The organism is Roseateles sp. GW821-FHT09G03 (assembly GCF_059416045.1).
In genome coordinates this window covers 310,672-321,288 of the sequence record NZ_JBWKOK010000007.1, presented here as the reverse complement: position 1 = coordinate 321,288, position 10,617 = coordinate 310,672, and the positions used below count along the sequence as shown (strand labels likewise).

The window sequence follows — 10,617 nt, the reverse complement described above, 5'->3', positions numbered from 1 at the left end:
CCTCTGGAACAGTGGGCAACGATTCAATCCAGCGATGCTCTCGTCCCTTGGAGCTTGAAAGGAACCATAGAACCTCAATCAGTTCAGACAGCTCCGCCGAAAGCTCTAGGATGCAGCAGGCGGGCGGCATTGAACCTACGAGGAGAACGAAAGACTCGTCGAGACGCGTAGTCCGGAGAACCACCTGCCCGCTGGAAGCGGGGAGCCTACGGCCGTGATCGGAGCAATAGTTCCCGCCCACGATGAGGAATACCTCATCGCTCGAGCCTTGCAGGCATTGCTGGTCGCTGCCGAGCATCCGGACTTAAACGGTGAAGAAGTCCGCATCCTGGTGATGCTGGACGCGTGCAGTGATCAGACCGGTGAAGCCGCCCGCGCCTTCGGCGTCAGATGTCTCACCGTCGACGCACGCAATGTCGGGTTCGCACGCGCTGCTGGAGCCCAGTCCCTGATCGAGCAAGGCGCACGCTGGCTCGCGTTCACAGATGCAGATTCAGTGGTGTCGCCATGCTGGTTCGCACGACAACTCGCGCTGCGTAGCGAGGCCGTATGCGGTGTGGTCGTGGTGGACGATTGGACAGGGTTCACACGCGAAGAACGCGCCGTCTACGAGGATGGCTACACGGACTCTGAGAATCACCGGCACATCCATGGTGCCAACCTCGGCGTGAGTGCGTTCGCCTACCAGCAGGCTGGCGGCTTCCCCAACCTGTGCACGCGCGAGGACGTGGCCTTCGTAGACCGTCTCTGCGCGCTAGGCATGCGTATCGCCTGGACGAACACCGTACGCGTGGTGACGAGTGCTCGGCAGGACGGCCGGGCACCGGATGGATTCTCCGCGCACATGGGCCGCCTGCGATCCGCCTGATCGACGCTCAGGTCCAAGCACTTCGTCGCGTGCGCTCAGCGAGCTCGCGATCACGTTCGGAGAACGCGGCCGCTCTCTCAACATGACGCTCCTGAGGCGACACCTGCTGGCTCAACGGCCTACGCTTTTCCCGCCGCAACGCTCGCACGTCTTTCTCGACCTTCATGGATACCCCCTTTGTTTGCGTCACTCGTTCGAGACCGAGGCATCGATCGAGGCTGGACTGGAACTCCGCGTCTAAACATTGGCAAGTTTCGTGCTGGTGCCATCTACAACATGAGTAGCAGCTTCCGGTCCGAGGGAGTTAAGGAGGCGCTTTTGCCTTGCACTGTCCAGCAATCGTGAGGAGTGGATATGTACGGCAATCAGGGCAAGGATCGATTGGAGTGGGCAACGCCTGTTGAGAGGCGGCGCGACGACGCGCGGCGGGAGGCGTTTGAACAGCGTGACTGGAGCAAGCGGGGTGGTGCCTCACGGGGTGAGCCGAAGAAGGCCGCCGCGAAGCTAGGTGTAGGAGAGGCTGCGGCAGCTCGCTTCATCTGACTGCTTCGATACCGCACATTCACTTCGGGCGCGACACCGGCTCGTCTCCGTCCTGTCGACCACTCATTCAGGTACGGCGATTGCCACCGCCTGACCGCTCTACCACTGCCGCTTTACCACCCCGCCACCACGGCGGCATGGGGAGCAAAGCGTTCAACTGGACGTTGGTCAGTCGCGTGCAACGCCGGCGGCGCAAGCCGCCGGTGCTTGCCTTTGGGGGGAATCCACGCAACCATGTGCCGCCGATCAGCACAGGACTCGTTCCGCAGTCGGGAGTAGTCACTACCGCCGGAGCAGTGCAGCCGACGGGGACTATCGCCGAGCTTCGATGGGAAGGCCTTCGTACCAGTTGGCATAAGGTGTACTTTTCACCATGCGCCTGTCGTAGTCGGGTGCGCCGTCCGTCCACCACACGGGTCCGCGTTCACCGAGATGAACCTTTGCGGAGTGGATCGCCGTCCGGGCAGACGCGCGCGCATCTGAGCCTGCGGCGCTCGTTCGAAGCCTGCTGCGCGCCGACATCAAGGCGCTGACCAGCATGCTCCGTTGATCCTCGCGAAGTGCGGGATTTGCCGCGCGCCACAGCCTTCCACGGACGACGAAGTAGCGGCCATCTGGCGTCACCAGATACCCGGCACCGACAGTTTCCCGAGCGCTCATGGCGAGAGCGCCTTCATCGCCTTGCTCAAGGTTTGACGCTTCTTCCAATAGGCTGCCCAGGGATCGGTTCGCTGGAATGACAGGTACTCGCGTGCGGTGGCGATGGTCCACTGGGCGCCGCCTTTCAGATCCTTGAGCTGCTCCCACGCCACAGGCATCGATACGCCCATGCCGGGACGAGCGCGGGCAGAAAACGCTGCGGCGGTGGTTTGACCGTGTCCATTCCGCAGGTAGTCGATGAAGATGCGTCCGACGCGGTTACCGCCGCCTGACTTCGCCACGAACCGCGAGGGGATTGTCTTGGCCATGTGCTGCACGGCGATCTGGGAGAAGCGCTTTACCTTGTCATACGGGAGCTTGGGCGTCAGTGGCACAACAACGTGAAGACCCTTGCCGCCGCTGGTCTTGAGCCAGCTCTCCAACTGCAGTTCGCCAAGCAGCGTGCGCATCAACACCGCGGCCTCCTGAAGCATCGCCCAGTTCACGCCTTCGCCAGGGTCGAGGTCGAAGATGACGCGATCCGGATGGTCGATGTTCTTCGCCACAGAGTTCCAGGTGTGGAACTCAACGGTGTTCATCTGGGCCGCGCTAAGCAATGCCTCCGGTGTATCCACGCTCATGAGCGCGGCGTGGCCTGGCCACAGCTCGACGGCAAGCTCGGTGAGACCCGGCATCTTGGTCTCCGGGTGCTTCTGGAAGAACAGCTGGCCCGTGATGCCCTGGGGCGCTCGAACCAACGAGATCGGCCGACCTTTGAGGTGAGGCAGGATCCAGTCGGCCACCGATTCGTAATACCGTACCAGGTCGACCTTCTTGAAATCGGTTGAAGGATCGATTACCCGCTCCGGATTGGTGACCTTGATGGCCGGGGCAATCCTTTTTTTGCTGCGCGCAGCAGTTGCGTTGGAGCTGCCAGCGAGTTCCTTCGGACGCTCTCGTACGATCGCACTGGCCGGCTTGTCGGTTCGCACGCCGCGGAATGAGGCATGACGAATCTGCCCGTCGGGCGTCCATTCGGAGAACGCCACCTCTACAACGGCTTTCGGTTTGACCCATCGCTCGGCTCCCGGTGAGCGCTTCGACCAGCGACCCGGTTTGATCTCGGCGCGATCCAGCGTCGGCGTGGATGACTCCAGCTTCTTGAGCATCGCGTGGAGCTCCTTGCCGGTGGACGCGCTCCAACCCGTGCCGACCGACCCTGCGCTTCGCAGCTGCCCCTCGTCGTAGTAGCCGAGAAGCAGACTCCCCACTTCCGCCGTGGATCCGGCGCGATCGGTGAAGCCGATGACGACGAACTCCTGCCGCTGCTGGCACTTGAGCTTCAACCAGGTCTCTGTGCGGGCCGATGCGTACGGCGAGTCGGCGCGCTTCACCATGACGCCCTCCAGCCCCATCCGGCACGCCGCGTTGAGCATCTGATGCGGCTGCGCTTCGAAGGATTCGCTGAAGCGAATCATGTCGGATGAGCGATCTTGAAGAAGCTCCCGGAGCAGGTGCCTGCGCGTGGCCAACGGCACATCGCGCAGGTCCATCCCGCCCAGGAACGGCACGTCGAACAGGAAAATCTCGATGTCCTCATTCCGCGCGTTGTCGATAGCGTTCTGCAGCGCGTTGAAGTCCGGCACTCCTGCATCGCCCATGACGACGATTTCGCCATCCAGCCAAGCACTGTCCACACCGATATCCGCAATAGCCGCCGCAAGCGGTTTGAACTTGGCAGTCCAGTCGTTTCCGTTGCGCGTGAACAGCCGCACCTCGCCGGCTTCGACGCGAGCGAGGAGTCGGTAGCCGTCGAACTTGGACTCGACGATCCAGTCGCCGTCTGGCACCGAGGAGGCCAAGGTGGCCAACTGCGGCGCCAGTTTTAACGGCAGCGGGGCCTGCTTCGCTGCCCGCATGTCTTCGTCCGCAGACCGCGTGGCCGGAAGTGGCGCAACCTCCCGCGGCTCGCGTTCTTCCAGCAGACCTAGCGGCTTGGCCACGACACTATCCGGTAGCGCTGTGATGACGTCGTAGTCCGCCGCAGCTCTGACCCAGGCGTCACCACGCTTCTTGAACAGGATCCATTGGTCCTGCTTCTTCTCGCCTGGCTTGGAGATGCGCACGAGCTCCCAGAGACCAGCGAGCTTCTGCCCATGGAGTTTGAAGAGCAGCTTGCCCACCTTCATGCCTTCGCGTGGGTCCCCGATCGGTTCCCAGGAGCCCCGATCCCAGACGATGACCGTTCCGCCGCCGTACTCGCCCTTCGGAATGTCGCCCTCGAATTCGTTGTAGCTGACCGGATGGTCCTCGACGTGGATGGCCATCTGTTTGCGCGCAGGGTCGAAGGATGGGCCCTTGGGCACAGCCCACGACAGCATCACACCGTCAAGCTCCAGTCGGAAGTCGTAGTGAAGGCGGCTCGCCCAATGCTTCTGGATGACGAAGCCCAGCGGCTGCGCCTTGCTCCGTGAGATGGGGGTGGCCGACACCGGCAGCGCGCCAGGAGGTTCCGACGTCTTCTTGAAGTCCCGCTTCTGGTTGTAGCGTGCCAGTGGCGCAACCACCGCGACCGGTGGCGCAGCGTTCGGCTTTTTGCCCACCAAGGCGGTCTTGGCCTTCGTCCCCCCCGCCTTCGCCGTCTTCCCAGATTTCGCTGGCGCGAGTTCGGCCCACACCGGTGCATGGTCGCTGGGGCCCTCATGGCCACGCTCGTCGCGATCCACGCCAGCGTCGACGACCTTCAGTGCGCCACCGACCAGGATGTGATCAATGCGTAGCCCTGCGTTGCGCGCCCACCGCTGGCGGCGATAGTCCCAGAACGTGAACAGCTTGTGGTCCGGATGAACCCTCTTCAGCGCGTCGACCCACCCCTGATCGAGGATGGCGGCGAACGCGTCACGAGCTTGCGGTTGCAGCAGGGCGTTGTCTCGCCAGGTGTCGGGCTTGTAGATGTCATGGTCCGTGGGCACAACGTTCCAGTCACCCAGCATCACCACCGGCTGTCCCGTGGCCCACAGGGCTTCAGCACGCTGGCGGAGTCGCTCCATCCACCGCAGCTTGTATTGAAACTTCGGGCCCGGCTGGGGGTTGCCATTTGGCAGATACAAGCAAGCGAACAACACGCCGTTGATCGCCGCTTCAAGGTAGCGGGCTTCCCTGTCCTTGGGATCCCCGGGCAGCTGGGTGGCGACCGAAAGCGGGTGTTGTCCGCGAGCCAGCAGCGCCACGCCGTTCCAGGTGCGCTGTCCGACGACAAGCGCCTCGTATCCCGCCGCGCGTAGAGCCTCGACGGGGAAGCTGTCCGTCGTCCCTTTCAGTTCCTGAAGGGCCACGACTTCCGGCTTGCGGTGATCCAACCAAGCCAGGAGCTGGTCGAGCCGCTTGAGAACGTTGTTGACGTTCCAGGTCGCGACCAGCACGGCATCACCGCGTCTTGTCGCCGGCCTGACCGCGCTTCAGATGAGCCTCGACATCTGCAGCGCTGGTACCGACCGCGTTCACCGCGCGCTTCAGCTCTTCGGGAGTTACACCGAACTTCTTGGACCAGTCACGCAGCTCGTAATCCTCGTTGACGTTGATACGGGTGCGGTCCTGGCCGCCGGACTTGCTCTTGTCATCAGACATGTGGAACTCCTTTTGGGTGGTGAACGGCTTTGGCAAGCGCTTCGCCTAGACACTTTCTTCTCGATGCAGGCGACGGTAGGCGCTGAAGTGGCGAAGAGAAGACTGGGTGTCGCCCAGACGCTCCATGAGGACGCCGAGGTTGTAGTGGGCGTCAGCCAGTTGCGAGTCAAGCTCCAGCGCGCGTCGATAGGCATCGACGGCGAGGGCCGGACGTCCAGAGTCCTCTAACGCCGCGCCGCGGTTGAAGTGCACCAGCGGCGTGTCGCCACAATGGGAGATCGCATCGTCATACAACGCCACCGCTTCCAGGCAGCGCTTGGCCTCGCACAGCATGGCGCCCAGGTTCACGTAGGCGACGCCGTGGCACGGATCCAGGGCAATCGCTCGCCGGTAGGCACGTTCCGCCGCGGTGGTGTCAGTGGCCTCCAGCCGCACGGCTTGCTGGAACCAGTACCGCGCATCGCGCGCAACGGGAGGGGTCGAAGCCGGCGCCTGCTCGTCCCGGATCTCGCTACCATCAAGCGGCAACAACAATTGGCCGGATACCGCATCGCGTTTGCCGGCTTCATCAGCAGCTTCTACGCTTTTTCCATTTGCCCGCACGCGAACGCTGGCCAGGTGCGCAGGCCCCGGCAGGCCCGCTCTTACGTTCTTCAGTGCCTGGATGATCTTGCGATGCGGCACACGAGCATCTCGAAGGCCCTTCGCCGTTCGGAGCACCACGAGGTCTTGCAGGGTGAATCTTCCACCGTCTTGAGGAACGACGATGCCTGCATCAGCCAGGCTTTGGACGAACGCCTTCGTAAGCCCGACCAGCTTCTCTACCTGGCGCGAGCTGTAGAAGGCCTCCTCCGGCGCCATGGTCACTTGCGAGCCCGACTTCTCGGAGCTGGCGCAGCGGCGGGTTCAGGCTCGACGACCGCGCGCTTGGCAGGCTTGCGAGTCGGCGTGGGCGTGGCTGCGCTTGCCGGCTTGAGCTTGGTCACGCTGGCCGAGGGCTTCGCTGCCTTCGCGGCAGGCTTCTTAGCGAGACTCGACCTCAACGCTTCCATCAGATCGATCACCTGGCCACCGGCGACGACCTCGTCCTCGGAGTGGCTAGACGCTACGATCTGCTTGCCGGCGACCTTCTCGTCGATCGCAGCGAGCACGCGCGCTTTCTCCTCGTCTTGGAACTCCTCCGGGTTGAAGTCGTCCTCGGCGATCGTGTCCACGAGCTTGAGCGCAAGCTGCAGCTCAGAGTTGGATACAGGGGCCTGCTCAATGTTGAGGTCCGCGAGCGACCGCACTTCCTCGGCGTAGCGCAGCTGCTGCAGAATGAGCCCGTCCTCATTTGCACGCACCTGGACGATGTACTGCTTGGCCTTGAATGCCCATTTCGCCAGCGCACAGCGGTCGGAGCGCCGCATCGCTTCGGCCAGCAGCGCATATGGCTTCGCCCCCCGTTTGTCCGGTGCGAGCAGGTAGCTCTTGTCATAGAACAGCGGATCGATGGATGTCAGCGGGACGAAGCTCACGATTTCGATGACGTGACTGCTGCCCTCCTCAAGGGCCTTCAACTCATCGGCGGTGAACAACACAAAGTGGTCCTTCTCCACCTCGTAGCCCTTCATCATGTCTTTGCGATCGACGACCTTCTTGGTGCGTTCGTTGACGTACTGCTGCTTGAGCCGCGACCCGTCCTTGTCGAGCAGGTTGAAGCGGATTTCCGAGCCTGACTCGGTAGCAGAGAACAGCCGGACCGGGACGTTGACCAGACCGAAACTCAACGTCAGCGATGCGATCGAACGGGCAGAAGTGACCATGATGGCTCCAAGCTTTGGGCGAAGTTACTTCGTCGCGCCATAGATCGCATTGGCCTGACAGCTCGTCCCTCTGTAGGACGGCGCCGCATTGGCGGGATGTAGGGGAACCGGCTTCGAGATGTCGGCGCCGCGCGGACACGCGTGGTGACTTCGCGGACGCACGCTTGCGGCGACAGCCTCTTCCTCAGAAAGTTGGCGATTCTCAGAATCGCACTTGTCAGCGCTGAGTCCTAGCTCTCGCTGGCCCCTCTGTTCTCCTCTCATGAGCAGGGAGACCGTTGGCAGACCACCATCGGTCGACTCTTGAGACCCGGCAACGCAAGCTGCCGGGGCTTTCTTCTTCGGGCTACGTCTGCAGACCTGCGCAGCGGATGACGCGCACGCCATGCGTCGTAGCTGCCGTCGACGTGCCGGGAAGTGATCTGAAGATCGCGGCTTGTCGTAAGACTTGGTGCTCACTAACTTGCGGCGCTAAAGGTTTGAAGATTGCCTAGCTTTTCTCATCGGATGGCGCGACATGGGTCTTGCTTGCGCGCTTCATGGCTACTCTCAAATCCTTGGGCGGGACATGTGGTCGAGGAGGATGGATGCACGCCACCGCTTTGCGAATCGCAGATCTCTCGGGAAGGATCGTCTACATCGAAGACGATCCGATCAATGGGTTGCTCATGCAGCACTGGGCTGCGCAGTATCCGAGCCTGAGGCTAGAAGTCGCCATGACTGGCGCGACGGGGCTCGCGACCTGCCAGCTGGAGCCCCCGGATGCTGTATTGCTGGACATGCACCTGCCGGACTTGGACGGCTTGGAGGTATTGAGAAGATTCCGCGCCGTCCCGCTATTCGCAGATATTCCAGTCGTCGTACTGTCGGCGAGCAACGAGCGGGAGGACGTTGAAGCATCGTTGCGTGCTGGCGCCACTGCCTACTGGCTCAAGCCGTTCGACTTCAAGCAGCTGGAGCGCGGGCTGATCGACCTCATCGCAAGAACGTGAATGTTGCCTTGAGGTGAGCCGCTCCCGCGGCTCTGCGCTTCGAAATAGCATTTCGCTCGAACACCGCCACTACCAGTGAGGAACGCGGCGGCGCTCGTAGCTCAGCTCATCTCGATCACTTCTTTTTGTCGGCGGCCTTGGTGCTGGCCTCCAAGGCTTGCGCCTCTTGAAGGTGATGCTGCAAGGTCGGCAGCGTCTTGGCGGCCCAGGCTTTGACGTCCGCATCCTTGGCGCCCTTGGCCGCCTTCTCGAACAGCTTGACCGCGTCCTTGTGCGCCGACACCTGGTTCTCGGCGTAGGCATGGTCGAAACCCGTGCCATCACGCTTTTCCAAGATCTTGGCCTTGCCCTTGGCGACCATAGTGGCCTCTGCCGGCAACTTCACGCCCTTGGAGCCGGCCAGAGCCTCGAGCTCGACGTGTGCCTTTTTGTGATCGTCGACCATCTTCTGCGCGAACGATTTGACGTCCGCAGCGTTGCCCTTTTGCAGGGCGAGGTTACCCGCGTCGATTTCAGCGTGACCGGCCTCAGCGGCATCCTTCAAGAAGCTGCTGTCGGCATGTGCGGCGCGCGGCGCGGACGCTGCGGTTGGCGCCGTGGTCTGTGCTGACGCGAGGCCGCCGGCCAGAAGCCCGCCAATTGCGACGGACACTGCAGTGATGGCGGACATGGCGGGGCGGAAAGAGTAACGGTTCAGGGCCACGAGACACTCCTAAGATTAGTGATGCCAAGACTGAGCAAACGGGAGACCTGCGCGGGCTGATGCGCGTGCCACTGCCAAGTCCTTTGGGCATGCCGAAATTGCGAGAAACGCCCTGCGAGCAGATAGACCCTCAGGTACCAGATGACTGACGCGCTTCACGGTCGGTCCGGCATCTGGAATATCGAAGAAGGGAACTCCATGGCGCTGGAATTCTTCCCTGGAGGGATCTTTAGAAGAAAATCGCGCCCCTAATCCGCCAGAGTTGGTGGACTTGGCCGCGGGCTTCCTTCGCGAGAAGGCGCTCAAGCCCAAGTACGCGGCTTTGACGACAGAAAAGATGCTGGATCAATTCAAGGTCGACCTGGCCAGAAACATCGAGATGCCCGCGCCCTACCGTTCGTGGATTCTGGCTAGGCTGGCTGATCGCATGGAACAACGGTAGCGCACCTGGCCGGCAGACCGGCCGAGTTCTCCACCGGCGGGCTAGCTGAGATGGAGCTTTCGCCACGACGAAGCGGATGCCTGCGCGACAGCATCCACATCGGATTGATAGCCCCAGTGGCCCTGGTCAAGCTTGCGCAAACCAACTTGCGCCATCGCAGCTTGACTTGCTTTACGAATTGACGATGGGCGTGCGCGCGGACCAAGCGCGTCCAGCGCCGCTCGTTGTACCCTCCTGCTCGATCGAACTCTCGATGAAGGACCTGGCGTCAACCCCTATTCGCCCTGCCTAAGAGCGCCGAGGGCTTCCAGATCAAACCTGATCTGAAGGGCGGTCATCCCCTTCCAGGCGCCCAGATGAATGTGCGGGTGCCGCGAGTACCCATTGTTTCCGACCCGCGCGATCGTCTGCCCTGCAAGTACCCGTTGACCCTCAGCGACCTGAGGCGCCTGGATGTGACCCAAAATGAAATGCACCCCATCGTCGCGCGCGAGCTCGATGCTCGACGCCGGTGGTTTTCCTAGACGGCCCGGTTCATTGGTCTCCCGGTTGATTCTGAGCTTGACCACCTGGCAATCACACGGGGACATGACCTCCTTGTCCCAACCGTACCAGTCTTCATTCCGGTCGCCGTTCGCTGTGTGCGTGCGTGCCCACGTCCGGCCATCAACGGATTCGAGCTGATAAATGACGCAGTCGGTCCCTAGAGCGTCGCCACGCCCTCGCAACTCTCCTGCGGCATGTTCTGCGCAGAAGTAGCGCTGCTTGAAGATGGGATGAGCCAAGACATGCGTTGAGGTCCCCGGCGTAGTGCACCCGGCCATCAGTGTGAGAAACGAAAGGTACAGATAGGTTCTGAGCATCGTGGTTCGCGAGTGGGCGGTGCGCAAAATGCAAGTCAGACCGACCTGCTTCCGAATAGTCCTTCTACAGTGGCGACGGATAGCCCCCGCCGCAGGCTACTAGAGGTTGAAGCGCCGGATCTTTTGAAGCGGTTT

At 62.1% G+C, this 10,617-nt stretch carries 10 protein-coding genes and 1 pseudogene; 4 read left to right on the top strand and 7 right to left on the bottom strand.

Annotated features, from left to right (window positions below):
* The first annotated feature begins 214 nt into the window (after window positions 1-214).
* Together AC07OZ_RS24415 and AC07OZ_RS24410 are read left to right on the top strand one after the other, a co-directional pair.
* Window positions 215-868, top strand: a complete 654-nt coding sequence (locus AC07OZ_RS24415) for a glycosyltransferase family 2 protein (RefSeq protein WP_495469663.1) — start codon at window positions 215-217, stop codon at window positions 866-868.
* A 354-nt stretch (window positions 869-1,222) separates the two neighbouring features.
* Window positions 1,223-1,411 (top strand): hypothetical protein, encoded by a 189-nt coding sequence (locus tag AC07OZ_RS24410; protein ID WP_495469662.1) that lies wholly within the window; start codon window positions 1,223-1,225, stop codon window positions 1,409-1,411.
* A 656-nt stretch (window positions 1,412-2,067) separates the two neighbouring features.
* Here the strand turns inward: AC07OZ_RS24410 and ligD are convergent.
* From ligD to ku, 5 genes and pseudogenes are all read right to left on the bottom strand, one after another.
* Entirely contained in the window at window positions 2,068-4,656 is a 2,589-nt protein-coding gene (gene ligD, locus AC07OZ_RS24405; RefSeq protein ID WP_495469671.1) for a DNA ligase D, read from the bottom strand.
* A gap of 69 nt (window positions 4,657-4,725) precedes the next feature.
* Window positions 4,726-5,472, bottom strand: a pseudogene (xth, locus tag AC07OZ_RS24400) (exodeoxyribonuclease III); the annotation flags it as partial.
* A gap of 4 nt (window positions 5,473-5,476) precedes the next feature.
* On the bottom strand, window positions 5,477-5,677 hold the full coding sequence (locus tag AC07OZ_RS24395) for a DUF3606 domain-containing protein (RefSeq protein ID WP_495469661.1): 201 nt from the start codon (window positions 5,675-5,677) through the stop codon (window positions 5,477-5,479).
* Window positions 5,678-5,722: 45 nt separating this feature from the next.
* On the bottom strand, window positions 5,723-6,538 hold the full coding sequence (locus tag AC07OZ_RS24390) for a tetratricopeptide repeat protein (RefSeq protein ID WP_495469670.1): 816 nt from the start codon (window positions 6,536-6,538) through the stop codon (window positions 5,723-5,725).
* A gap of 2 nt (window positions 6,539-6,540) precedes the next feature.
* Complete coding sequence (gene ku / locus AC07OZ_RS24385; RefSeq protein WP_495469660.1) at window positions 6,541-7,482, bottom strand: non-homologous end joining protein Ku; 942 nt, start codon at window positions 7,480-7,482, stop codon at window positions 6,541-6,543.
* Between the two features lie 587 nt (window positions 7,483-8,069).
* Here ku and AC07OZ_RS24380 point away from each other — a divergent pair.
* Window positions 8,070-8,474 (top strand): response regulator, encoded by a 405-nt coding sequence (locus AC07OZ_RS24380; RefSeq protein WP_495469659.1) that lies wholly within the window; start codon window positions 8,070-8,072, stop codon window positions 8,472-8,474.
* Between the two features lie 115 nt (window positions 8,475-8,589).
* Here the strand turns inward: AC07OZ_RS24380 and AC07OZ_RS24375 are convergent, their stop codons facing one another.
* Window positions 8,590-9,177 (bottom strand): DUF4142 domain-containing protein, encoded by a 588-nt coding sequence (locus tag AC07OZ_RS24375; protein ID WP_495469658.1) that lies wholly within the window; start codon window positions 9,175-9,177, stop codon window positions 8,590-8,592.
* Between the two features lie 271 nt (window positions 9,178-9,448).
* Here AC07OZ_RS24375 and AC07OZ_RS24370 point away from each other — a divergent pair, with 271 nt between their 5' ends.
* On the top strand, window positions 9,449-9,619 hold the full coding sequence (locus tag AC07OZ_RS24370; RefSeq protein WP_495469657.1) for a hypothetical protein: 171 nt from the start codon (window positions 9,449-9,451) through the stop codon (window positions 9,617-9,619).
* Window positions 9,620-9,894: 275 nt separating this feature from the next.
* Here the strand turns inward: AC07OZ_RS24370 and AC07OZ_RS24365 are convergent, their stop codons facing one another.
* Complete coding sequence (locus AC07OZ_RS24365) at window positions 9,895-10,482, bottom strand: peptidoglycan DD-metalloendopeptidase family protein (protein WP_495469656.1); 588 nt, start codon at window positions 10,480-10,482, stop codon at window positions 9,895-9,897.
* Window positions 10,483-10,617 lie beyond the last annotated feature (135 nt).